This is a genomic window from Chloracidobacterium sp. (assembly GCA_025057975.1).
Lineage (GTDB): Bacteria > Acidobacteriota > Blastocatellia > Chloracidobacteriales > Chloracidobacteriaceae > Chloracidobacterium.
In genome coordinates this window covers 1-24542 of record JANWUV010000021.1, presented here as the reverse complement: position 1 = coordinate 24542, position 24542 = coordinate 1, and the positions used below count along the sequence as shown (strand labels likewise).

Below are 24542 nucleotides of genomic sequence, written 5' to 3'. Positions count from 1 at the left end.
AAGAAAACACACCGTGCATGGACATCGCCTCAGTCACCGTGGATGGCTTCCGCAATCTCGCCGGAACATTGCCTGCTGCGCCGGGCCTTAACGTCCTGTGGGGCGACAACGGGCAGGGCAAGACCAACTGGCTGGAAGCCGTCTATCTGCTGGCGACGACGAAATCCTTCCGCACCCACCAGCCGCAGGAGGTCATCGCCTTTGGGGCAACGGCGGCGCACCTGCGCGCTGAGATCGTGCGCCGCTCCACACCCGTCACACTGGACATCCACCTTGAAGGGGGACGCAAGACGCTGTTTGTCAACGGCAAACGGGTCGCCCTGAACGAATATTTGGGACAACTGACGGTTTTCGCCTACGGGCGTGAAGCGCTCAGCGTTATTTGCGGCGAACCGGGCGAACGTCGCCGGTTTTTGGATCGGGGCGTGCTAAGCCTGAAGCCGGCTTACGTACAAACGCTGGCGGACTATAACCGTGTGCTCAAACAAAAAAACGCTCTGTTGCGGGCGGCGGCGGTGGCGCCCGACCGGTGCGGCTGGCTGGATTCACTCGAAGACTGGAATGCGCAACTAGTCGAGCTTGGGACGCGACTGCATGTCGAACGGGCGCAATACGCCGCACTGCTCAACGAACACTTAGACTGGACGATTTTTAACGCCGAGCGAATCACAATCCGGTATGTGTCGGCGCTAGACCCTGATGTTTCAGCTACTTCGGCGGCTGAAGCCGTTCGGGAGGCGTTGGCCGAGCGGCTCGTACGTCGCCGTGAGGCTGAACTGGCAGCCGGTCATGCGCTGGTCGGCCCGCACCGTGACGACTTAGCGATTCTGGTGGACGGGCGCGAGGTGGCACGGTTCGGCAGCGCCGGTCAGCAGCGCAGCGCATTGTTGGTGTTGACGCTGGGACAGCTTGCGCTGTACCGCGAACATTGCGCTGAGCCGCCGGTGTTTCTGCTTGACGACCTCGACGCCGAACTGGACGTAGGCCGCATCACGGCGCTGCTTGAGTACTTGCAAGACAAGGCGCAAACCTTCGTCACCACGACGAAGCCGGAACTGGTTCACGCGCCGGCGTGTTGGCGGCAAGTGCGCGCTGGACGTTGTATCGCCGCGCAAGACGAGGGTTTGCACACGTTCGAAGGGATGTGCGGCTCCGGGATGGGCGTGACGGCAGATGGGAATTACAGCCGGAGCAGCGCCGCCGAACGAAACTTTGAAAAGCCGCTCCCCTAGCCCCATGGATTGGACGCTGTTGGTGTGGGTGACGGCGGGCGTTTTGGTTGTGGCGATGCTCTACGCCTCGGTCGGACACGCCGGAGCGTCGGGCTACATTGCGGTCATGACATTGGCTGGATTCGCCCCGCCGGCCATCAAACCGACAGCGTTGATGCTCAACGTTTTGGTGGCTTTGATTGCCACGTGGCAGTTTGCGCCCTACTTCGAGTGGCGACGCTTCTGGCCGTTTGCGCTGCCGGCGCTTCCGCCGGCGTTTATCGGCGGGTATTTCACCGCTCCGCCGGAAGTTTTCAAGTGGCTGGTGGGCGGCGTCCTCTGGTTTTCAGCCCTGCGACTGTGGCTGCCGAAGCCGGTTGAGGGCGAGTTCCGGCTACCGCCGTTAGCGTTGGCGTTGCCAAGCGGTGCGGGGATCGGGCTGTTGTCAGGGCTGACAGGGACAGGCGGGGGCGTTTTTCTAACACCGCTCCTGTTGTTTGCACGGTGGGCGGAGACAAAGACGGCTTCAGCGGTTTCAGCGGCGTTTATTCTAGGCAACTCGTTGGCGGGCTTGCTGGGGTATCTTGCCGCCGCCTCCCCGCTGCCAGCGTTTGTCTGGCCGCTGTTTGTCGCGGCGCTCGCGGGCGGCTGGTTGGGGGCCTACCTTGGCAGCCGGCGGCTGCCGCCGCGTGTTATTGAGTACGCCCTGTCGGCTGTACTCCTCGTCGCCGGCGGGAAGTTGTTGTTTGGGTAACGCTGCCGGGGATGGAACTAACAGGACAGGCGTTGGACATTAGGCTGTTAGACGCCGCCTGCTTCACAAGCACGAGGGTCTGTCACCATCGAGGCACGGTGCGACCGCATTGGGAGCCGCACACCTAGATCGCACCACCACGGGCGTTGCTCTGACACCTACCGGCAAGTGCGCCGCCATATCCTACGCCTCCAGGCATGGGGCGGCTTGCGGCTCGGTGGTGTAATGCGCGACCAAATCAACGGGGACCGGCTCGCCTAAAAACTGCTTGCGAAGCTTGTGCCAGAGCGTCAAACGTGTCCAATCCGGTTCCTTGCGTACTTTCATATCGTCCGTCAGGTATGGGTTGGGCAGAAACACGGTCGTCATTTGTTCCCCTGCGCCGTTCCACATCCGCAGTCCCCAACTCCACCCGCCGCCACAACGTTGCCCGCTTTGGCGAAAAAACGCAACCTTGGCGACCTGTCGCCGCTTGGCAAGTTCCGGCGTCGGCGCACGCCGGTGAACGCCTATGCAGAGGTGGAAGTGCCAGTAGCCAAGGTCCACCGTCAGGTAACCATCCAAAAACGTCACCTTGGGCGGCTGTTCAAAGCGGATTTCAAACACCGCCCCTTCAATGCAAGGGCCGACCACAATCTCACGCCAGTGTTCCTTGAACAGCAAATCGGTCAGCCGTTGCATGGTATCCGGGCCGGCGTCGAAGTAGTCATACTCAAGAACGCCGCCGCCTGGTAGCTCGACAACCTCACGGGCAAGACGTTGTGGTTGCAAAGCAGGCGCGGCGTCGGCGGCGGTGGAGGCGTCGGCGGTGACGGTCATCGGGAGTCGCTCCTAGTTGGAATCGCGGAAGATGCGACCAAGCATGTTTCGGCAGGGGCGTCGGCGGCGTACCGACCGTGGCGGAAGGCAGCGCTCGAGTTGAGCTTTGCCGATCAAATCGCCGCCGAAGTAACCTTCTTCCTACGCAGGTTTACCGAGTATGGCTTTTCAAGAGCTTATCGGACAAGCCGCCGCCAAGGAACTGCTTCAGCGCAACCTGCGTGCGCAGCGGCTGCCGTCGGGGTTGTTGTTCGTCGGGCCGGCCGGGGTCGGCAAACGTCAATATGCGCTGGCCGTCGCGCAGGCCCTCAACTGCCCGGTGGCGCCCGACGAGGGCTGCGGCGCCTGCCCGTCCTGCCGGCGAATCGAGCAAGGCGAGCACCCCGATGTGAAACTGATTGCTCCCGACGGCGCATACATCAAAATCGGACAGGTTCGTGAAGCCATCCAGTTTATCGTCGGCGTACCCTTTGAAGGCCGTCGGCGCGTCCTCCTCGTCGAACGCGCCGACGCCTTCAATACGGCCGCCGCCAACGCCTTTCTCAAAACTCTCGAAGAACCACCATCGCACGCCCAGATTATCCTCATTAGCGCCCGCCCGGACACCCTGCCGGCGACCATTCGCTCGCGCTGTCCGATGGTGAGATTTACACCGCTGACGCCCGCCGAAGTTGAGCAATGTCTCGGACGGTACGCAAAACGCCCGCCGGACGATCTGCGCTTTCTGGGACGGCTGGCGCAGGGACGCCCCGGCGCAGTGATAGGCCTAGACCTCGAAGCCTACCGCCAACAACGCCGGCTTGTGCTAGAACTCCTCGAACTGTTGAGTCAGGGGCGCACTGTCGCCCGGCTCCTCAAAGCCGCCGGCTACTTCGGTAAACTTGAACGCCCGGAGTTTGAGGCGGTGCTCGACCTGCTAGCCGGACTGTTGCGTGATCTGACCTGCCTCAAGGCCTACGCCTCAGCCGCCGACCAAATCACAGACACGGACGACCTCCTCATTCACAGCGACATCCGCGCCAAGTTGCAGACGCTCGCCGACCAATTCACGCTGGAGCGGCTTCACCGGGCGCTCAATCGCTTTGAAGCCATTCGGCGCGATCTCAACCGCAACATCAACCGCGTGCTGGCGTTGGAAGCCGTTTTGCTTGATTTGACAGCCTAGCCCGATGTTCAGCGCGGTTAGCCTAATCTTACATATTTTCGCGCCATCTCCTCGATGACGCCGCGAAGCGCACTAAAAAGCTTGAAACCACAGGCCACTAGGACGGAAGGCTTCCCAAGTCCGTGCCTTTCTCACGCCCGCCTTCAACTCTGTTTGTCGCTTCGGTTATGGTGCAGCGTAAACAAGCCGTAAGCAGGCTAAAGGAAGCAACCTGAAGAAATTCACCGGAGGTTGGCCCAAGCGTCATTCGGCGTTGTGGGGCGATGCTTGACAGAGCGATGTTTTGAACGTCCCTGCCGTTGCGTCCGCCGCGTGCGAATGTGCGCCCGACCAACCATTCACAACCAGACGCTATGGCGCTCACGACCTATCTTGAGGCCATTCGGCAGGCGCTGTTTGAAGAAATGCGCCGTGATCCGAATGTATTTTGCTTGGGTGAAGACATTGGTGTGTACGGCGGCGCGTTCAAGGTGACGGCCGGACTACTGGAAGAATTCGGCCCGGAGCGCGTCATTGACACGCCGATTTCGGAAGCCGCCATCGTCGGCGCTGCCTGCGGCGCGGCGCACATGGGGCTGCGTCCGGTCGCCGAAATGCAGTTTATTGACTTCATTTCGTGCGCCTTCGATATGCTGACGAACTACGCCGCGACGAGCCGCTACCGGCAGGGCTTGGCTGTCCCGATTGTTGTTCGGGGGCCGTGCGGCGCCGGCGTACGCGGCGGGCCGTTTCACTCGCGCAACCCAGAGGCGTTCTTCATGAATACGCCAGGTTTGAAAATGGTTGAGCCGGCGACGCCCTATGACGCCAAAGGGCTGCTTAAAGCCGCCATCCGCGACGACGACCCAGTGCTCTACTTCGAGCACAAATACCTCTACCGCCGCGTCAAAGAAGACCTGCCTGAAACTGACTATATCGTACCGATTGGACGAGCGGCGCTGCGGCGCTTAGGGACGGATGTTTCCATCATCACGTTCGGCGCAATGGTTCACGTTGCGCTGGAGGCGGCGGAAACGCTCGCCCGCGAAGACGACATTCAGGTGGAAGTGCTGGATATGCGGTCACTACTCCCGTACGACAAGGAAGCCATTGCCCGAACGGTGTGCAAAACCAACAAGGTCATTATCCTGCACGAAGCGACCCTGACGGGGGGCATTGGCGGCGAGTTCGCGGCCTTCATCGCCGAAGAACTCTTTGAGCATTTAGATGGCCCTATCGTGCGCATTGCTTCAATTGATACGCCGACGCCCTACAGCCCGCCGCTGGAAGATTTCTTCCTGCCAAACGCTGAGAAAGTCATGGCGGCGGTGCGCAAACTGGTAGAGTATTGAACCGAACCCAGCCGAACCGCTTTATGCTGAAGCGTCGCTCGGCACGTTATCTCTGCAAAGGACTTTCACTATGCGTTATGAAGTCGTCATGCCCCAGATGGGCGAATCCATTACGGAAGGCACGATCATCAAGTGGCTAAAGAAGGTCGGGGATCGCGTTGAACGCGACGAACCGATTTTTGAGATCTCGACCGATAAAGTGGACGCCGAAATTCCAGCGCCGCAAGCCGGCTTCCTGCTTGAAATCTTGGTTGGCGAAAACCAGACCGTTCCTGTCAACACGGTCGTCGCCTACATCGGCGACGAAGTTCCGGCGTCTGCGCCGGAGGCCGCCCCGCCGCCCTCACCCGCGCCGGCGCCGCCGGCTGAGGCTGCCGCTCAGGCCGCTGCGGCTATGCCGTCCGATGGCGTCACCACCCCTGCAACGCGGATTGATGAAGCTGATGTAGGAGACGCCACTGAACCGCCAGACGCCTTCGGCATCCGTTCGTCCCCGCTAGTTCGGCGGATGGCGCGCGAACATGGCGTGGATTTGCGTCAGATTCGCGGTACGGGCATCGGCGGGCGCATCACCAAGCACGACTTGCTGGCGTTCCTTGAGCAGCGTCAGGCCGCCGCTGCACCGTCTGCGCCAGCCGTCGCGCCCGTTGCCTCAACCACGCCGGTCAGCGCACCAGCGCCGGTTGCGCCTATCATTGCGCCGACGCCGCCAATTGCTACGTCTGTGCCGGTGGAAGTCGGCGGTGCGGCGACCCTGACTAGCGACGACGTGGAAGTTGTACCAATGACGGCGATGCGCAAGAAAATCGCCGAACGGATGGTGCTCAGCAAGCATACGTCGCCGCATGTCACGTCCGTCTTTGAAGTGGACATGACGCACATTCACCGGCTGCGTGAGCGGAACAAACGCGACTTTGAAGCGCAATATGGCGCAAAACTCACGTTCCTGCCGTTCATTGTCAAAAGCGTCGTGGATACTTTGCGCGCTTGGCCGGCGCTGAACGCCTCCATTGACGGCGACAACATCATCTACAAGAAGCACTACCATATCGGCATCGCCGTGGCGCTGGACTGGGGGTTAATTGTCCCGGTCATCCGGCATGCTGAAGAAAAAAACCTCATTGGTTTAGCGCGTAGCATCGCTGACCTCGCCAGCCGCGCGCGCGCTAAGCAGCTCAAACCTGATGAAGTGACCGGCGGGACGTTTACGATTACGAACTACGGCAGCTTTGGCAGTCTCATTGGAACGCCCATCATCAACCAGCCCCAAGTGGCAATCTTGGGCGTCGGCGCTATTGTCAAGCGTCCGGTTGTAACGGATGATGACGCTATTGCCGTTCGCCACATGTCGTATCTATCGCTGACCTTCGATCACCGTCTCATTGACGGCGCGGTCGCCGACCAGTTCATGTCTCAGCTCAAGCGCACTCTGGAAACCTTTCAGGCGACGGAGCTGAAGTAGCTTTCCCGGCTGCGCAGCGAACGGCTACGGCTCGCTGCTGCGCAGCAAAGCCAAGCAAACGACGCATGACGGACAGTTCGGCCAAAGTCGCTGCAAAGAGCGACACTATGCGACTGTCGTCCAACGTCACGCCCGCCTGGACGGACGAGGCCCGGCGGGCGGACGGCTGGGCGGGGTTCTTACTGGCCGGACTGGCTGCGTTGTTTGCCTTTTTTGTGACGCGGCGCATCGGGGCGATTCCCGCGCCGACGGCGACCGAAGGCTTTCTCGTCCACCAAGCGCTAACGGGTGGACTAACCCTGACGCGCCCGGCGCTTGAGTGGACATTGTGGGCGGCGATGACCGCCTTTGGCGAAGGGGTTGCGCCGGCGCGTGTCTATGGGGTTCTGCTGGCGCTGACGACGCTGGTCGCTGTGTACTTCATTGGGCGCAAACTGCACAGTCGTGCGGCCGGCCTCCTCGCCGTCGCCTGTCTGGCCGGTGATCCCTGCTTTTTCAACACCTTGCGGACGTTACGCCCGGAAACTGGCGCGGTCGCCTGTGCGCTGTTGGGCTTTTATTTTTTTCTCCGCGCGCAGGCTACCGACCGCGTTGGGCGCAAGTGGTTGTGGGGACTATTGAGCGGCGGGTTGTCACTGGCCGCCGGATGGTTTGACCCGGTTGGCTGGAGCGTCTTTCCCTGTGCATTCGGTTGGGCTGTTATCCAGCGCGGCGATGTGCTGGGAAGCGTCTCTTGGCGCATTTACCTTGTCGGCGTCGGACTAGGGCTGCTGCCGTACGCAGCTTGGGTGGGTACGCATTGGACGGCTTACCAACGCCAAACTGATCTGGCGGCGGCGGTGCTGTACGGGCGTCCGACAACGGGGATATGGGAGAATTTTTTGAATGAAACCAGCCGATATGCGAACTGGTCTGGCGGCCTACTGCTAATTCCAACACCGGACAGCCTCAGTGCGCGGCTCTTTCAGTGGATGACGCTTGGTGCGCTAGTGTACCTGCTTGCCCGTACGGTTCGCACTGTTGCTCACATGGTGTCGCACTGGCAGTTCGTCCGCGAACTGCGGCGGCGGTTCGGCGGCATGCCTGCTCCGGCCGAACTACAGGAACTGTATGTCAGCGGCGAGGTCAAGCTGCCAAAGATTGGGACGCTGGAAAGCTGGATGTTTGAGCGCGGCGGACTGCTGCGCCGACTTTCCATCATTCTTCAGGAGATCGAAAAGGATACCAGACCAATCACGCACTGGCTTCAGGCGCTGGGTGCGCCGTCGCACCCGGACTGGCGCATTCCACGCACCGGCTTGCTGGTGGTGACGTTGGCCTGCGTGGTGAGTCTGGCGTTGTTGGACAGCTACAAGTCGCCGGCGTCGCTGCCGCTGCCGGCGACGTGGTTTGCGCTGTGCGTCGGGGTATTCGCTGTGGATACGCTCCGGTGGGCGGCCGACCAGCGGCGACGCACCGTCCCGCGCGTCTTACGCGGGCTGGCGATTGGTTTGGCGATGTTGTTGCTGACTGGCGCAACGCTGGGGTCCGGCGTACGCGCCGTCTGGCGTTTTCACCGTTGGACGCGCACCTTCACCCCTGCGCCTTACGCCGACCTAGCGTTGGTGCTGCGCCAGGTCGTCCCGCCCGGCGCGACCGTTGTCGGCAGTGATGTTCATCGGTTTGCTTTCCCACGTGGGACACGGTACGTCACACCGTTGGACGATGAGAACTTTCTAGCGCTCGCCGCCGGCGGAGCGGAACAGGTCGTCATCATTGTAGACGATACGCCGGAGTCCCAGCCGCTGCGCGAAGTCACGTCCCGCCATGAGTGGCCGCTGACAGCTGAGTTGTCAGGGACGCTCTACGGGACGATGCGTGTGTATCGGTTGGCGTCGGCCGGCAGTGAGAAGTCACCGCCGGCGCGGTACTACTTTATGGGGAGCAAAAACGGCTACGCCCGGCGCGGTTATTACAGTGAGCAACAGCGTCAGGAAGCGACGCTGGTATGGGTCGCCGAGCCGCCCGAATTGGAGCGGTTAGCCAAGGAACAGCCGCGCTCAGACCTGCGGCCGCCGGAGGTGCAACGGGACAGCAACCAGCTTGCCTTGCGGATTGTCACCGACGTATCGAACTACACGACGCGGCTGCGCCTGCCGTTGCCGCCCTTGAAGCCAAACGTGATGTACCGCCTACAAACGGCAGTGCGCGTCACGCAGGGCGGAGCGGTCGTCGGCGTACGTGATCGAACCGGACTCTGGCTCAATGAGCCGGTCGCGCTTGATGAGAGCCGAAATTACGTGCTGATAGATATTGTCTTTGTAACGAATGAGCGCGGCGACGCTGAACTTGCGATCGGCAACCGTCGGAATCAACCGGCGGCTTCGGCAATGTACCTCGGTCGAGTCGAAGTTCGGGAAATAGGCGCTCATCCGTAACATGACTGCGCCAAGCTGTCGGCACAGTATGCCTGCTCGTCAGCCAACCTCTTACTGGGTGCTGTTTATGATCGGGTTGTCGTTGGTGGGGTTATGTCTCTCGGTTGCGTGGGGACTAGCAATTCGCTGGGGGTACTTGCCGCCATAAGGGCTACTGGAACAACGAGCTAGGAGAGCATACGAACGAGACAACCCCTCCGAAATCCTTGTGGCATGCCGCCAGCTTTCCAAGTCGCTGAGGTCTCAAATGCGCTTTCCGAAGATGAAGCGAGTCTGCCCGCTCGTTGGTGTGGCGAGACGCGGCGCGGTATGTCAGTCCAGACGGCGCGCGCAAGCAGGCGACATAGGAGGCCCTCCCGTAGCGGGCAGAGCAAGCCAACAACCGGGTAGCATTCCCCAAATACTCGGAAGCGGCGGCAAGAGGTTTTCTTTCTACCTACCGTTTCAAAACAATGTTGGCGATGCGCTCCGGGTCGCCTTTGATGCCGGATTCAGGAATGAGATTGCCTTCAAGATCGCACTGTGGATCAAGCCAGAGCTTGAGGTTGTGGCGCTGGGCGAACTGCCGGACATCGCCAATCGCTTCATAACGGGTCACAAAAAACTCATCCGAACTCGGCGGCACATACCGCGCTAGAAACGACATACTAGCTTCTTCGCGTTCAAAAATGGGCAGCGCATTATCAAAAATCTGGCGAATGTCAAGTTGCTGACCGGCGAGCGGCGCAACGCGCCCATCGGCCGTGCGGACGCACAACACATTGACTCTTTGCGTCATGGCCAGGTCCTTCGAAAAGAACAAAGAGATACCACCAACACGGGGGACTGGCGAAGACGAAACCATCTGACGACCGGAGCGCACCGGACGGCGCTTCGTCGAGTGGCGCTACCGTGAATGTCGTTCATCTATCAGCAAAACGCTAGGAAAACTTCGTTTGAAAGCAGCCGCCCACGCGGCGTCAGTCGCCAGCGGTCGGACGTGACTTCGAGCAAGCCAGCCGCCTGAAGCTCAGACACGGCGGCGGCGTAGGCGCTGAGGTCAATGCCGTAGCGCCTCCACAGAGCATCTGGCGACACACCTTCCGCAAGACGCAGCCCCAGCATCAACGCCTCGTGCCACCGTTCGTGCAACGTCCGTTGGGTGCGCCCTGCTGTCGCCCACCCACGCCGTTCAACCTGTGCGAAGTAATCTTCCAAGCGGTCGCTGTTCCAGTACCGCTCGACGCCGTCGTAGCCGTGCGCCCCGACGCCGAAAGCGGCGTAGGGACTGTCCGTCCAGTACTTCAGGTTGTGCCGCGCGCGGTGACCCGGACGGGCGAAGTTGGAGATTTCATACGCTTCAAAGTGCGCCTGCGTCAGGAGGTCAAGCGTCGTCAGGTACATCTCGGCGGTCAAATCATCATCAAGCGCGGGCAACCGACCGGCGGCGAGTTGGCGGGCAAGCGTCGTCTGCTCTTTAACTTCCAGCAAATACAGTGACAGATGCTCCGGCGCGAGCGCCAAAGCTTCAACCAGGTTAGTGCGCCACGCTTCCAGCGTTTGGCCAGGAAGGCCGGCGATTAGGTCGAGGTTGATGTTGTCGAAACCGGCCTGCCGCGCCGCTCGGAAAGCGCGTTTGGCGTCCTGCGCGTCGTGGTCACGTCCGGTCAGCGCCAAGTCCGAATCAAAAAACGACTGGACGCCAAGGCTGAGCCGGTTGACGCCGAGCGCACGGTAGGCTTCCAGTCGCTCCGGGGTAGCGTCGCCGGGGTTGACTTCCACCGTCACTTCAACGTCGGGGGTGAAATCAAAAACGGTGCGGCACGCAGTGAGAAGGCGTTCCAGTTGGCGCGGCGTCAGGCGGGAGGGCGTCCCGCCGCCGAAGTAAAGCGTGTCGGCGCGACGGGTTGTAAAGGCCAGCGGAACAGCCGCACAAGCGTCCGAAAAGCGCTGTAATTCCGTTTCCAACGCCGCCACATAGCGTTCCGCGAGTTCGGCGTCATAGCCGCGCGTCACGAAGGCGCAGTATGTACACTTCGTTGTACAGAACGGGAAATGGAGGTACACGCCCAGCAGCGCGAGTGAATCGGCGTGCGGCGACGAAGATGAGGCGGCGTCCATAGACAGCGACAGCACAAAGCGATACGGTTGTACAAAGTGTGAAAGCCTTGGTGTAGAAAGGCAAAGCCCTCCGGCGTCTGCAGGTCCGCCGCACCGGTCGGCTATCAACCGCGAAGCGCGCATGATGGAAGCGTTTGATGTTTATCACCTGCTGCAGGAAACTGGGGCATTGTTGTCCGGCCACTTCCTGCTTAGTTCCGGCTTGCACAGTCCACAGTATGTCCAATGTGCGCGGCTGTTACAGTTCCCAACCATCGCCGGGCAGGTGGGGGCGGCGCTGGCGGAGCGTTTCGGGCGACTTGGCGCAACGCCGGAGGTTGTGGTAGCGCCCGCGCTGGGCGGCATCATCATTGCCCACGAAGTCGCGCGGGCGTTAGGCGTCCGGTGCCTGTTTGCCGAACGCGAGCAGGGTGTGATGACCCTGCGGCGTGGTTTTGAACTCGCCGACGGGGAAAACGCCGTGGTCGTGGAGGATGTCGTAACAACGGGCGGCTCAACGCGCGAGACAATGGCGGTCGTTGTCCGAGCTGGAGCGCGGGTGTCGGCTGTCGGCGCAATCATTGACCGCAGCGGCGGGCGGGCGGATTTCGGCGTGCCCTTTGCGGCATTGATGGCGTTGACCATTCCCACCTATCATCCCAACGATTGCCCGCTGTGCCAGGGTGACGTCCCCCTCGTCAAGCCTGGTAGCCGCGCCCTCAAGTCTTCGGAAGCGCCTTCTTAGCTTGCGCACAAACGGCGATTTCTCTCGCGTATGGAAGCCACTCTGTCAACGTTGTCGGGAAAGCGCCTTGCGCCGATGCCCAAGAATCAGCACTGGCTGTTCGGAAGTTTTCTGCCCGTACGCTCTGACTTGCTGAACTTCTATGCGCGCATGTTCCGCGAACTGGGCGACATCATCCGGTTTCGCGGCCTGCCGGGCATGTACTGGCATTTGGTTTTGCATCCGTCCTACGTCGAGCACGTGCTTCTGCGCAATCAGCACAACTACCGCAAGGGGAAGGTTTTCGACGGCCCCATCGGCCTGATTACCGGCAACGGGCTGCTGACGAGCGACGGCGACTTCTGGCGTCGGCAGCGCAAGCTCATGCAGCCGGCGTTTCACCGGCAGGCGCTGGTCGGGTTCGCTGCAACGATGGTCGGCGAAACCGAGAAGTTCCTGCCGCGCTGGGATGCGCGCGCCGCCGAAGGACGCCCATTCGACATTGCGCAGGATATGGCCGCTCTGACGCTGAGCATCGCCGGTTTGACCCTGTTTTCGACGCCGGTTGGTGCGGAAGCGGACGCCTTCGGGCGCAACTTGCGGTTGGCGTTTAACTTTGTCGGCTTCAAGATGCGCCCGACTTTGCCTGTCCCGCTGTGGGTACCGACGCCCGCCAACCTACGGTTCAAGGCAGCGCGGCGACGGTTAGACGCTGTGGTGTACCGCATCATTGAGACACGCCGCAAAACGCTCAACCCGCCGCCGGACTTGCTGGCGATGCTGATGGCGGCGCGCGACGAAGAAACCGGCGCGGCGATGAGCAACCTGCAGCTCCGAGATGAAGTCATCACGCTGCTGTTGGCTGGTCACGAAACTACCGCCATCACGCTGACGTGGGCGGTGTATGTCCTCACGCAGGAACCGGTGGTTGCCGAACGGCTGTACGACGAAGTTTCTTCCGTGCTGCGCGGCGCGTCGCCAACGGCCGATGACCTGAAGCGGTTGCCGTACACGCGGATGGTCATCGAAGAAACAATGCGGTTGTATCCGCCAGCTTGGGGACTCCCGCGCGAGGCTATCAATGACGATGAAATCGGCGGTTACCACATTCCGGGGCGGACGCTGGTGGCGCTCAATCAGTTCCTAACGCACCGTCACCCGGATTTTTGGGACGAGCCGGAACGCTTTGACCCGGAGCGATTCACACCGGAGCGCGCCGCTGCACGTCCAATGTTCGCCTACTTTCCCTTCGGCGGTGGGCAACGGGTGTGCATCGGTGGTCAGTTCGCCCTTATGGAAGCCACATTGGTGCTGGCGATGCTGGCGCAGCGGTATCGGGTGCGCCTTGCGCCGGGCCATCCCATCGAATTCGATACGATGTTCACCCTGCGCCCAAAATACGGCGTCCAAGTTATTTTAGAACGGCGGGCGCGGTAGCGGTCGTCGCCTCGGAAGTCACAGGCAAGGCGATTGGTTCGCCGCGAAAGCGCGGTTGCGTTCCCAAGATGTACACATCCAGCACGGCTTTGCAACGCGCGGCGTACTCCCGCAGCCGCGTTCGCGCCGAAACCGACCACGGCGGGTCAGGCGCGCCGTAGGCGACAGCTGTGACGCCAAACCGGTCGCAGAGAAACAGCGCCCGATAGACGTGAAACTCGTCGGAGATGACGGTAAAGCGGGTTTGGCCGAAAATGTCGCGTGCGCGCACCACCGAGTCCAGCGTCCGGCGGCCGGCGTAATCGGCCGTCATGGCGCCGTCCGGCACGCCTAAGTGGCGCAACGATTTGCGCATTTCCGTTGGTTCATCATAAGCGAGGGTTTGGTTGGACCCACTGAGGATCAAGTGCTTGATTTTACCGGCATGGTACAGGTCGGCGGCCGCCCGGATGCGGTTTTGAAAGTGGGGGTTGATCCCGCCGGTTGCAAGATACTTGGCCGTCCCCAGAACAAGTCCGACGTTGTTGGCCGGGATGTGATCCGGGCGCTTGAAAACCCGTCCCCATGTGGACGCCACCACCCAGACGTTGGTCAGCGCAACCAGCAGCGGCGGCGACACCACCAGGGCTAGCGTCGCTCGCTGCCACCAGACCCAAGATGGTTTGCGCTTCATCGGTGATGGCTGGTGGGTCCTGGTTTAGGCAGGGACAAGCGTCCGATCAAGGCATTGCCGGCGTAGTTCGACGCGGTACTCATACAGCACTTTATGAACCTGCCGGGGCAGCAACCCGCCGATTTTCTCTGCGATAGTGGTGTGGAGGGGGTTTTCCGGCGGCGTCTCACGACTCAGGTAGTCGAGATATTCCGCTACAATGGCGGCGCGTTGTTCTGGTGTTACTTCTGGTAAATCCGGCGGGAATTTGCTGTTGTCGTAAAGCACGTCAATCCAGCGCAGCACCTGGTATGGGGTGACGAAGCCAAGTTCCTGCGCGATGGCTTCGGGGATATCTTCATAGGGTTCGTTGCCTTCGGTCAGGTGGCGGTAGAAGGCTTTTTCAATCAGGAAAAGTTGCTGCCGGGTCGGCTTCGGGGTGGGCGATTGAGCGTACTGCGCTTGCGCCCAGTGCCGAATGAGTAGCACGACGGAATCCAAGCTCACGCCGAGTTGCTGGGCGATAAAGCGCCGCCGACCGCCCGCCGGCCGTTCGCCGGTTTCGATAAACCGGCGGTACATGGCGATGGCTTGTTCCCGTTGTTCCGGAGTGAGGTCAATAGAAGCAGCTTCCAGCGCTGGGCGTAGTTCCTGAATGACTTGTGAGACGACTGCGCGACTGACCCACAGTTGTTGTGAAATGGCGGTGTGAATCCGGCGCAGGTGACGTTCCATATGCTTAACATCGAGTGGAATCGTGCTACCGGGTACTGTCCGCATCTGTTGGAAGGCGGAAGCAATCTGCGCCCGTATTTCTGGAGTCAGGGTGCGAATCTGAGGCTGACGCTGCCGCGCGACGCCTTTCTGGCGTTTAGCGCTGGGCAGGCCAACTGGGGGACGTGCCCCCACGACAGCTTTCGCCAACTTGGGCGTCGCCGCCGGCAACGGCGTACGGCTATTCGAGTTCTGGGCGGCCCGGCGTGGCTGATGTTTCGGGCAAAACCGCGCCTTGCGGTCGGTAGAAAAGAACGTTACGCCGCATTGATCGCAGGAACGGCGGAACTTCATCCCTGTCATAGTGTGCGACCTCATCGGGGCGCTTCTGCAAAGACGCGCAGATCTGGTTTTCTGGTGAGAAAGTAGGCCACGCCGAAATCGAAATCAACGTGAAGCCGACGGCGGGGGAAGGTCGCTGGCTACTGGCGCAGCGGATTCGTCTAGTTCGCGTTTGACGGCGTCGAGAACACCGTTGATGAACTGCGTGGCTTCCGGGGTGCTGAAGCGGCGCGCAATTTCAATCGCTTCATTGATGACGACGGCGCGGGGCGTCTCTGTCTCATATAGAAACTCATAGACCGCCATCCGCAGGATGTTTCGATCTACTACCGCCATGCGGGAAATCCGCCAGTGCTCGGTATGCCGGCTGATGATCAGATCGATCGTCGCAAGATGGTCTATGACGCCGGCTACAATACGGTTGGCGAACTCAGGCACCTCCGCCCGGTGCTCTTCTTTGAGTTCTGTCAGTTCGTTCCAGTAGCTGTCAAAGAGGTCGGCTAGTGACGGCTGACTAAGATCGTACTGGAAGAGCATTTGCAGCGCGCATTCCCGCGCGCGTCGTCGTGAACCCATAGGGCAAGGGAAAGCCTCCGCCTGTGGGACGGCGTTGGAAGAGGGCGTCAGGTGCTGGTTGTCTGACGGGCGTCTAGGGACCGGTAAAGATTCACCAGTTCGATAGCCGCCATCACAGCTTCCACGCCTTTGTTGCCGGCTTTCATCCCGGCGCGGTCAATCGCTTGCTCAAGACTATCGGCGGTAATGACGCCAAACGTAACCGGGACGCCGGTTTCCAGTGAAACGGCAGCGACGCCTTTCGTGACCTCGGCGGCGATGTAGTCAAAGTGCGGCGTCTCGCCCCGAATGAGCGCGCCAAGGCAGACCACCGCGTCCCAATCGCCGGTCATGGCCAGCTTTTTAACGGTCAAAGGGATTTCAAATGAGCCGGGAACGCGGACGACGGCGCATTGACTGAGCCGGCCGCCCAAACGCTCAAAGGCGTCCAGCGCTCCTGCCAGCAGGCGGTTGACAACAAAATCATTCCATCGGCTGACAACAAACGCCGTCCGCAACCCCTCGGCGATCAGCTTGCCCTGAACTTCGCGCACCGTCTCAGCCATAGCCTACAAACCTTCTTGATTCGCGCCGACAGCCGGCGGCCGGCGTTCGTCAAAAGCCGGAAAGCGCCGTGATTTACCATGGCCGCCAGCACGGCGCAAACGTCGCCTTCGCGTCGTCACCGTTCTCGCTGTTACAGCGTTTCTCGCCGAGCGCGGTCAATCGCCATCAGTTGGCGGAGCAGGTGGGGAAGTTGGTCAAGCGGCAGAGCGTTTGGGCCATCGCTGAGGGCGCGCGGCGGGTCGTCATGAACTTCCATAAACAGACCGTCCACGCCGCAGGCGACGCCGGCGCGAGCCAGCGGTGGAATGAAGGCGGCGTCGCCGTCGGAAGACGCGCCGCGCCCACCGGGGCGCTGAAGGCTATGGGTTACATCAAACACAACCGGGCAACCGAACTCACGTAGGATGGGAAAACTGCGCATGTCCACGACCAAGTTGTTATAGCCGAACGACGCTCCACGCTCCGTCAACCAGATGTCGACGGCTTGAGCCGCACGAAGTTTTTCAACGACATGGCGCATGTCCCAGGGCGCAAGAAACTGTCCCTTTTTGACGTTGACGGTGCGCCCGGTGGCGGCGGCTGCAAGAAGCAAGTCAGTCTGCCGGCAGAGGAAAGCCGGAATTTGAAGGACATCCACCACCTCAGCGACCGGCGCCGCCTGATGAGTTTCATGAATGTCGGTCAACACCGGTACGCCGTGTACCTCACGAACCCGTTGCAAAATGCGGAGCCCTTCCTCTAGTCCGGGTCCGCGAAACGACATATACGAAGTGCGGTTGGCCTTGTCATATGACGCCTTGAACACGTAAGGAATGCCGAGTCGCCGCGTCAGCGCAGCAATTGCTTCGGCTAGGCGCAATGCGTGGGTCTCGCTTTCGATGACGCAGGGGCCGGCAATCAGGAAGAAGCTTTGTTGCAGTTGGTCGGGAGAAAAGAGCTTTGCGGACATAGCGCCTGACTAACCTGGGGGAAACACATCGTGGAGTTGTGCGACAATCGCGGCATGTCGAACGCCGTTGCTGGCGATCAGCCCGGCGCAGTGATGCAACTCTGGACGACGATAGTCGAGCGGTCGGCCGTGAAAGTCGGTCATAACGCCGCCGGCGGCGCGAAGGATGGCTTCCGGCCCGGCGGTGTCCCACAGCTTGGCGCGTCGTGAGGTGCTGATGAACAGGTCGGCGCGCTGCTCAACGAGGAGACCGATTTTGAGGCCGCCGCTCCCAGAGACTATCGTGTTTTGGATCCCTAGTCGCTCAATGGCGGTTTGCAAGCGACGGTTACGGTGCGACCGACTGACGGCGAGCGTCATAGCGGGAATGTGAGCGACACTGGAGACCGTGAGCCGCCGGCGCTCTCCCAGCGCCTCCAGCCAAGCGCCCTGCGGCGTCGCGTACCAGGTCTTCTTAGTGGTCGGTTGGTACACAACCCCCAACGTCGGCGTTCCATCCACGCACAGGCCCACCATGACCGAAAACTCATCATTTCCGGCCAAGAATTCCTTAGTACCATCAATCGGATCAACGAACCACACTCGCTGTGCCGTCGCCCGGCGCGCTGGGTCATCGTCTTCGTTCTCTTCGGAAACCACAAGGTCGTTTGGAAAATGACGGCGTAGTTCGGCGACGAGAAAGGCGTTGACGGCGCGATCAGTCTCCGTTACCGGCTCGCCGTCTGCCTTGTAGCTGACGCGCAGACCCTGCCGCCGGTCAGCAAGGATGCGTTGTCCGGCCTCGCAGACAAGGCGGCGCACCAATTCGGTTTCGGCGCTGAATGAATCCATAAGAAATTAAGATTTGTACAGTATGCCTGAGGTCATAGTGACAGAATCTGCATCGGTCAGTTGACATAAAATGTCACTTTGGAAGCGGCGGTAGACGCGACGCAGTTCTGAGGCGGCAGGCATAATGCACGGCTGAAAGTTTTGTGTGGCGGCTGTGTAAAGAACCAGATGGTTGGTGTGTCAGGCGTGTAAAGCGTGCTCTAAAATGGCTGTTTTGTAGGAGGCGGTTGGATTTGGCACAAGGTTTGCTCCCTTCATGGGCAGACCTGTGTGCTTCAAGTTCCGTACCTAACGGCGCTTAGCCACAAGGTCTTTTGCGCCTTGCAACACAAGGTCATCATTTTTCCGGCTAAGAAGCCACTTCACCGCCAAGGAGACTAACGCTATGAACCTCAAGAAGCAAAAAGGTTTTTCGCTGATCGAACTGCTCATCGTCGTCGCCATTATCGGCATCATCGCGGCGATTGCGGTTCCGAACCTGCTTGCCGCCCGTCGCAGCGCAAATGACGCTTCTGCCCAGCAGACCCTCCGCAACATTCACTCAGCCAATGCGACGTATGAATCTGGGATTGGTCGCGGCAACTTCGCCTCATCCCTTGCCCTGTTGGGTGGCTCGGGTACGAACGAAGTCGGTATGCTTGATGACACCGTCGTAAACGCCACCCAGACCCCGAAGAGTGGGTTTTCACTAACGGGGTACAGTGCAACGCCGAAGTCCTCCACCTCCGCTGCGTTGTACTCGGTGCGCAACCAACCGTCCCAGTCAACGGGTATTGCGCGTACGGGCAACCGTTCGTTCTTCATCAACGAAACAGGCGTGATCCGTGCGTCGGACGCTTCGAACCAGTTGGCTGACTCTCAGTCCTCGCCGCTGGGCAACTAAGATTCGCCGATTGTTAGTCGGGATTCAGCGGGGAAGCAAAAACGTCGCTTCCCCGTTCTGAATTTCAGTGGGGCTGGGTTTGCGTGTGACCGTCAGGGCGCTCACACGCTTCCTCCGGGTGGAAATGTTGTCGGATGGCGCGGGCGCGAGTTTCACCGACAAACGGTGTGAGTTCGGCGACGCTCGCCCGCCGGATGTTGTCGAGGCTGCCTAGGTTGCGCAAAAGGCGGTTCTTGAGCTTCGGCCCGATCCCCGGAATTGCCAGCAGTTCGGAATCAAAGTCCCGCTGTGCGCGGCGTTGTCGGTGAAACGCCACGGCGAAGCGGTGCGCTTCGTCCCGCAGCATCTGCACCAGATGCAAGACCGGCGAGCGCCGCTCCAAGCGAATTGGGTCGTTTTCCCGCCCTTTGACGAAAATCACTTCCTCACGCTTGGCGATGGCGGCAAGGGGTAACGCCTCCAAGTCAAGCGCACGGAGGGCCTCTGCGGCGGCGCTAAGTTGACCCTTGCCACCGTCCACAAGCACCAGGTCCGGCAATGGTTTTGCTTCCCGCAGCAGCCGCGCGTAGCGTCGTCCAATGACTTCGCGCATGGAGGCAAAATCATCGCCGCCGGTCGCCGTCTTGATGCGAAACTTCCGGTACGCTTCCTTTGCCGGTCGTCCGTTTTCAAACACCACCAGCGACGCCACGGCTTCCGCCCCTTGAAGATGCGAAATATCAAAGCACTCAATACGCGCCGGGAAACGCGGCAACTCCAGCACGTCGGCCAGCTCCTCCAAGATATGCGCCATGTCTGGCTTGAGCGTCCGAAACCGTTGATCAAAGGCGACACGCGCGTTGCGTTCAACCAGCTCAATGAGTTCACGCTTTTGCCCACGCTGCGGCGTCAGGATACGCACCCTGCTACCGCGCCGCTCTGATAAAAACGCCTCCAGTACGTCGCGGTCGGCGAAGTCATGCGGCGCATGCACCTCGTGTGGCACGTAGTTGCCCAGGGCGTAGTACTGCGTCAGCGCCTCTCCGAGAAAGCTTGGCGCGTCAAAGGTTTCATCGTCCGGGAGGTCTTCCCAAAAAAACTCACGCCGTCCGATGATGCGTCCCTCGCGCATCGTGAAAAGTTGCAGCGCCAGCCGTGCGCCCTCCCGGTGGTAACCGAAAATATCCACGTCGGCGGCATCCTTGAGCATCATCTTCTGGGTTTCGCTCAACCGCTCAACGAGTCGCAGTTGGTCGCGGTAGCGGGCGGCCTGCTCAAAACGCAGTTCGTCCGAGGCGCGCAGCATACGCGCCTCAAGCTCGGCCAGAAGTTCCTTGTTCTTACCCTCGAAGAAAAGCCGTACGTCACGAACGGCTTCGGCGTATTCCGCCTCACTGCACAGCTCACGGACGCATGGCCCTAAGCAGCGCTTGATGTGGTACTCCAAGCACGGCCGCTCCCGTTTGCCGTCAATCTCGATGTCGCACGTCCGCAGTTGGAACATCTGATTGACCAGCTTGAGCGTTTGGTGCGCCAGCGAGGCCGGCAGGTACGGGCCGTGATAAAGCGCGCCGTCGTTGAGAACGCGCCGCGTCTTAATGACGCGCGGAAACGGTTCGTTGAGCGTCAGCTTCAGGTGCGGATACTGCTTGTCGTCCTTGAGGAGGACGTTGTAGCGCGGTTTGTACTGCTTGATGAGGTTGCTTTCGAGAACTAACGCCTCGACTTCGGTATCCGTGACGATGCACTCAATGTCGTGGATACGGGCAACGAGTTCCCGTGTTTTGGGGTCCTGCCGGCGGCCGGGATGAAAGTAGCTGCGGACGCGCGCACGAAGGTTCTTCGCCTTGCCGACATAAATGACCGTGCCATGCGCGTCCTTGTGCAGGTAGCAGCCAGGGCCGGTCGACAAACTAGACAGCTTTTCTGCAAGGGTCATGCCACTGCGAAACATTTGCGGCGTACGTCGCGGCTGCATCAGCCGCCGCTCGGTCAAGCCGCGCGGCGGCCGACTAGTCCCCGACGGATGAAAAACACGCCGCCGTCATTGTCTGAAAAAACCGCTAGCCGTGTGAGGCGTAGAGTGGAAAATCGCGGGTTAGTTCCCGCACCTTTCGCCGGACGGCTTCCTGTTTACTCGTATTGTCAATATCGGACAAGACTTCAACGATCAGTTCGCCGACGTAGCGCATGTCCTGTTCACGCATGCCGCGCGTAGTCAGCGCCGGCGTCCCCAGCCGAATCCCGCTTCCAACCAGCGGCGGATTCGTATCAAAGGGAATAGTGTTTTTGTTGACCGTGATGCCGGCTCGCTCCAGCGCCTGTTCCGCCGCCTTGCCGGTGATGCCTTTCGAGAAGACATCCACAAGGAGAAGGTGATTGTCCGTCCCGCCGGTGACAAGCCGGAAACCGGCCGCAGCCAGCGTTTCACCAAGCGCGACGGCGTTTCTCCGCACCTGTCGCTGGTACTCGACAAAGCTAGGCTCCAGCGCCTCTTGGAGGCAAACTGCCTTAGCCGCAATGGCATGCATCAACGGCCCGCCCTGCACACCTGGAAACACCGCGCGGTCAATGAGCTTAGCGTCTTCGGCGCGGCACATCACCATGCCCCCGCGCGGCCCGCGCAGCGTCTTGTGCGTCGTCGTGGTCACAAAATCTACGCAACCGACGGGTGAGGGATGCTCGCCGGCCGCCACGAGGCCGGCAATGTGGGCCATATCCGCCAAGACACGCGCGCCGACGGCGCGACCAATATCAGCGATTTTGGCAAAGTCAATCTGGCGCGGATAGGCGCTGGCGCCGCAGATAATCAGTTTTGGGCGGTGCTTTTCGGCCAGCTGCGCCAGTTCCTCGTAGTCGAGCCGCTCGGTTTCGCGGTTGACGCCGTAGGTGACGACGTTGAAATACAGACCGGATATGTTCAGCGGGTGGCCATGGGTCAGGTGTCCGCCGTGCGCCAAATCCATCCCCAGAATCGTGTCGCCGGGTTTGAGGACGGCTAAAAACACCGCCATGTTGGCCTGCGCGCCTGAATGCGGCTGGACATTGACATGCTCTGCGCCGAAAAGCCGTTTAGCCCGCTCAATCGCCAGCCGCTCGGCGACATCCACAAATTCGCAGCCGCCGTAGTAGCGCCGTCCCGGATACCCTTCGGCGTACTTGTTCGTCATCACCGAGCCGACGGCTTCCATCACGGCGCGGCTGGCGTAGTTTTCAGAAGCAATCATTTCGAGGCCGTCCGCCAGACGTTTGGTTTCGTCTGCGATGGCGCGCGCAATCTCAGGATCGGTTTCCAACAACGAACGATTCAGGCTCAAGGACATGGCGTGTCTTTCAGAGATCGGGATTGGGGGGCTCAAGAACGCGCAGCCGTTTCAAGCGCCGTAATTTTTTCAATGCGCCGCGCATGACGGCCGCCTGCAAAGGCCGTCGTCAGAAATGTCTCGATGACGGCGGGGAGGATTTTCGGGTCGGTGTTGCGGACGCCCATCGCCATTACGTTGGCGTCGTTGTGTTCGCGGGCAAGCCGGGCCGTCTCAACATCGTGAACCACCGCTGCACGGATGCCGGGGATTTTGTTGGCGGCGATGCCGACGCCAATGCCTGTTCCGCAGAACAGAAGGCCGCAGTCGGCCTGCCCCTTGGCGACGGCCTCGCCGACCGCCTGAGCATAATCGGGATAATCCACCGACTCCGTTGCGCTCCGGGTTCCAAAATCCTCGTAAGCGATGCCCAACCGCTCCAGCACCTGTTTGGCGGCTTCCTTGCCGGCGTAACCGGCATGATCACTGCCAAGAGCGACTTTCATAGCAGAACAACTCCGGTGTGACCGCCCGCTGCGGCAGGGCAGACGTTGTGTGTACGTTGGCGTACAGCTGGCAGTGTAGCACGCCCGCTTTTCTGGCGGGAACTATTTTGCCTTGCGCGCCGGTATGCCCTACTGTGTAGCCTTCCATAGAAGGCGCGCATGCCGCCGATCCAAACAAAGTTCAGTTGCGTCCGTCGCAGGGAGTCCTGTCATGAGCCGCAAAAAGATTCGCCGCCGTGGATGGCCGCCCGAAACGGAGCGTTCGCTGCATGCCTACATGACGATGCACGATGATGGGCGGACGCTCGACCGCCGTGAGATTCTGGATTTGGTGCGCGGTGGGGAAGACAGCGAAGTAGAGTTCAAGGTGCGGTACAGCAACCCAGAACGCATCGCAGCGGAGATTCTGGCGATGGCCAACAGCGGCGGCGGTGCCATTTTGTTTGGGGTTAGTGACACTTGCCGTGTTGAAGGTCTGGACGACGCTGAGCGGGTTGAAGTAGAGCTGCGCGAACTGTGCGCCACCGCGATGTCACCCCCAGTACATCCCTACATCAACAAAGTCGCCTTCGACAGCGGCAAGCGGGTGCTCGTGCTTGAAGTGGACGACCGCCGCGCGCCCCACGCCACGCGCGACGGCCGTTACTACATCCGCGTAGGTTCAACGAAGCGCGAAGCGGACAGCCAAGAAGTGGCGGAACTGTTTCACCGCTACAATGCCGCCCGCTACGAGCAGGTGCCGTTGCACGACGTACCTTTTGACGACATTGACGACGCCGGCGTGTGGAGCTACCTCCGCGCCATCGTGCCGGATGAGTCAAAGCTGCCGAAAGGATTTCCAACCGCCGTTGTGTTGGCCGACATGCGGCTTGCCGTGATGACGGCGGACGATTACGCACCGACCGTCGCCGGCCTGGTGTTGTTTGGACAAAGCCGCGCCATGGAGCGGTCGTTTCCGCGCAGTCACGTTACCCTGATCCGTTTCGCCGGCCACGACGCCTCTGCGCCCGTCGTCGAGCAGGCAACGTTCACTGGCAATCTGGCGAGTCTTTACTGGCGGATTGAGGGTTTTTTGACACGCTATGCTGATTTGCAGGACGCACCGCCGGCGCGGCGTGACCGTGTACGAGACCCTGACGCGCGCGCTTGGTACTCACGGCCGGCCGTGATGGAAGCTGTCACGAACGCGCTCGTACACCGTGATTATGGCGTTCGGCAGGAAGGCGTGCGCATTCTGCTGTACGACCGACGGATGGAGATTATCAACCCGGCCGTCGGCAAGAACATCTGGCGCGGCGCGGTTGACTATGGCGTGAGCCATCCCAACAACCCCGGCATCAAGAGCTTCTTCAAGAACCCTGCCTACGGTGTGACGACCTACGCCGGCGGTCTGCCGATGATCCGCCGAGAGACGCTGCGTTTTGCCCGCTGTGAGCCGAAAGTGACGGTCTTACCCCACGAGTTCCGCATCGAGTTGCCGGCTGCCACCTAGCGCACCTTACGGGGAAATGTAGCGGGTCAGCCCGTCATTGGCATGCGGCGGCTCAACGCCGTTTTCCTGCGTGGCGGCTCAACGTCCTGCGCCACGCCGCAAGGCGTGGTGGTTCTTCAGAACAAGGCAGGCTTGGAACTTGTCTAGCGCGGAACGCCGCCGCACGCCAAACCGTTCACAGTGGGTATCACTCCACCTACGCGGAAACTGCTCCAGTCTGCCGGTCGGCGTTCCGCGCCATTCGTGACTTGGCGCGCAGGCTGTGTTCCGGCTTCCCCATCACCGTCCCCGACGCCCCGACTGTACAAAACCACAACACATCCGTATCTTTTCCGCACCACCACGCGACCCCAACCTAACCCGGCCGGGCG

The 24542-nt window shown here is 60.8% G+C and carries 22 protein-coding genes and 1 pseudogene; 10 read left to right on the top strand and 13 right to left on the bottom strand.

The features are described from left to right. Positions 1-17 precede the first annotated feature (17 nt). Positions 18-1232 carry a DNA replication and repair protein RecF gene (gene recF / locus NZ585_14450; GenBank protein ID MCS7081234.1) on the top strand — a complete coding sequence of 405 codons (1215 nt, stop codon included), beginning with the start codon at positions 18-20 and terminating at the stop codon, positions 1230-1232. Between the two features lie 4 nt (positions 1233-1236). Next, a complete protein-coding gene (locus NZ585_14445) occupies positions 1237-1965 on the top strand; it encodes a sulfite exporter TauE/SafE family protein (protein MCS7081233.1) in 729 nt (242 codons plus the stop codon). Positions 1966-2148: 183 nt separating this feature from the next. Here the strand turns inward: NZ585_14445 and NZ585_14440 are convergent, their stop codons facing one another. Beyond that, complete coding sequence (locus tag NZ585_14440; protein MCS7081232.1) at positions 2149-2784, bottom strand: hypothetical protein; 636 nt, start codon at positions 2782-2784, stop codon at positions 2149-2151. 160 nt (positions 2785-2944) lie between these two features. On the opposite strand from NZ585_14440, the gene holB reads away from it, so the two are divergent. From holB to NZ585_14420, 4 genes are all read left to right on the top strand, one after another. Continuing rightward, positions 2945-3949: a DNA polymerase III subunit delta' gene (holB, locus tag NZ585_14435; protein ID MCS7081231.1), complete on the top strand. Its 1005-nt coding sequence runs from the start codon at positions 2945-2947 to the stop codon at positions 3947-3949. A gap of 353 nt (positions 3950-4302) precedes the next feature. After that, positions 4303-5280 carry an alpha-ketoacid dehydrogenase subunit beta gene (locus NZ585_14430; protein ID MCS7081230.1) on the top strand — a complete coding sequence of 326 codons (978 nt, stop codon included), beginning with the start codon at positions 4303-4305 and terminating at the stop codon, positions 5278-5280. A gap of 70 nt (positions 5281-5350) precedes the next feature. Continuing rightward, positions 5351-6742, top strand: a complete 1392-nt coding sequence (gene sucB / locus NZ585_14425) for a 2-oxoglutarate dehydrogenase, E2 component, dihydrolipoamide succinyltransferase (GenBank protein ID MCS7081229.1) — start codon at positions 5351-5353, stop codon at positions 6740-6742. A gap of 65 nt (positions 6743-6807) precedes the next feature. Next, a complete protein-coding gene (locus tag NZ585_14420; GenBank protein MCS7081228.1) occupies positions 6808-9159 on the top strand; it encodes a glycosyltransferase family 39 protein in 2352 nt (783 codons plus the stop codon). Positions 9160-9595: 436 nt separating this feature from the next. Here NZ585_14420 and NZ585_14415 read toward each other — a convergent pair whose 3' ends face one another. Both NZ585_14415 and hemW read right to left on the bottom strand, forming a co-directional pair. Continuing rightward, positions 9596-9937, bottom strand: coding sequence for a hypothetical protein (locus NZ585_14415; GenBank protein MCS7081227.1), 342 nt, complete (start codon positions 9935-9937; stop codon positions 9596-9598). Between the two features lie 131 nt (positions 9938-10068). Then, entirely contained in the window at positions 10069-11274 is a 1206-nt protein-coding gene (gene hemW / locus NZ585_14410) for a radical SAM family heme chaperone HemW (protein ID MCS7081226.1), read from the bottom strand. Between the two features lie 109 nt (positions 11275-11383). Here hemW and pyrE point away from each other — a divergent pair, with 109 nt between their 5' ends. Continuing rightward, positions 11384-11983 (top strand): orotate phosphoribosyltransferase, encoded by a 600-nt coding sequence (gene pyrE / locus NZ585_14405; GenBank protein MCS7081225.1) that lies wholly within the window; start codon positions 11384-11386, stop codon positions 11981-11983. Positions 11984-12058: 75 nt separating this feature from the next. Beyond that, on the top strand, positions 12059-13399 hold the full coding sequence (locus tag NZ585_14400) for a cytochrome P450 (GenBank protein ID MCS7081224.1): 1341 nt from the start codon (positions 12059-12061) through the stop codon (positions 13397-13399). Here NZ585_14400 and NZ585_14395 read toward each other — a convergent pair. The 6 genes from NZ585_14395 to NZ585_14370 all read right to left on the bottom strand — a co-directional run bounded on the left by NZ585_14395 (position 13374) and on the right by NZ585_14370 (position 18009). Then, positions 13374-14072 carry a YdcF family protein gene (locus NZ585_14395; GenBank protein ID MCS7081223.1) on the bottom strand — a complete coding sequence of 233 codons (699 nt, stop codon included), beginning with the start codon at positions 14070-14072 and terminating at the stop codon, positions 13374-13376. The genes NZ585_14400 and NZ585_14395 overlap by 26 nt on opposite strands. Positions 14073-14096: 24 nt before the next feature. Further along, positions 14097-15128: a hypothetical protein gene (locus NZ585_14390; GenBank protein ID MCS7081222.1), complete on the bottom strand. Its 1032-nt coding sequence runs from the start codon at positions 15126-15128 to the stop codon at positions 14097-14099. A gap of 84 nt (positions 15129-15212) precedes the next feature. Further along, positions 15213-15683: a transcription antitermination factor NusB gene (gene nusB / locus NZ585_14385; protein ID MCS7081221.1), complete on the bottom strand. Its 471-nt coding sequence runs from the start codon at positions 15681-15683 to the stop codon at positions 15213-15215. A gap of 47 nt (positions 15684-15730) precedes the next feature. After that, positions 15731-16228 carry a 6,7-dimethyl-8-ribityllumazine synthase gene (gene ribH / locus NZ585_14380; protein ID MCS7081220.1) on the bottom strand — a complete coding sequence of 166 codons (498 nt, stop codon included), beginning with the start codon at positions 16226-16228 and terminating at the stop codon, positions 15731-15733. Positions 16229-16359: 131 nt separating this feature from the next. Continuing rightward, entirely contained in the window at positions 16360-17178 is an 819-nt protein-coding gene (gene kdsA / locus NZ585_14375; GenBank protein ID MCS7081219.1) for a 3-deoxy-8-phosphooctulonate synthase, read from the bottom strand. Positions 17179-17187: 9 nt separating this feature from the next. Continuing rightward, the gene (locus tag NZ585_14370; protein MCS7081218.1) at positions 17188-18009 is read right to left on the bottom strand and encodes a 3'(2'),5'-bisphosphate nucleotidase CysQ; all 822 of its coding nucleotides are present in this window, start codon (positions 18007-18009) and stop codon (positions 17188-17190) included. Between the two features lie 385 nt (positions 18010-18394). Between NZ585_14370 and NZ585_14365 the strand changes: the two are divergent. Further along, positions 18395-18484 (top strand): annotated as a pseudogene (locus NZ585_14365) (type II secretion system GspH family protein). Positions 18485-18956: 472 nt separating this feature from the next. Here NZ585_14365 and uvrC read toward each other — a convergent pair. The 3 genes from uvrC to rpiB all read right to left on the bottom strand — a co-directional run bounded on the left by uvrC (position 18957) and on the right by rpiB (position 22679). Continuing rightward, positions 18957-20810, bottom strand: coding sequence for an excinuclease ABC subunit UvrC (uvrC, locus tag NZ585_14360; protein ID MCS7081217.1), 1854 nt, complete (start codon positions 20808-20810; stop codon positions 18957-18959). A 124-nt stretch (positions 20811-20934) separates the two neighbouring features. Further along, positions 20935-22194 carry a serine hydroxymethyltransferase gene (locus tag NZ585_14355; GenBank protein ID MCS7081216.1) on the bottom strand — a complete coding sequence of 420 codons (1260 nt, stop codon included), beginning with the start codon at positions 22192-22194 and terminating at the stop codon, positions 20935-20937. A 32-nt stretch (positions 22195-22226) separates the two neighbouring features. Then, a complete protein-coding gene (rpiB, locus tag NZ585_14350) occupies positions 22227-22679 on the bottom strand; it encodes a ribose 5-phosphate isomerase B (GenBank protein MCS7081215.1) in 453 nt (150 codons plus the stop codon). A gap of 211 nt (positions 22680-22890) precedes the next feature. Here rpiB and NZ585_14345 point away from each other — a divergent pair, with 211 nt between their 5' ends. Further along, on the top strand, positions 22891-24171 hold the full coding sequence (locus NZ585_14345) for a putative DNA binding domain-containing protein (protein ID MCS7081214.1): 1281 nt from the start codon (positions 22891-22893) through the stop codon (positions 24169-24171). 196 nt (positions 24172-24367) lie between these two features. On the opposite strand, the gene NZ585_14340 is transcribed toward NZ585_14345, so the two are convergent. Further along, positions 24368-24490, bottom strand: a complete 123-nt coding sequence (locus NZ585_14340) for a hypothetical protein (protein MCS7081213.1) — start codon at positions 24488-24490, stop codon at positions 24368-24370. Between the last annotated feature and the right edge of the window lie 52 nt (positions 24491-24542).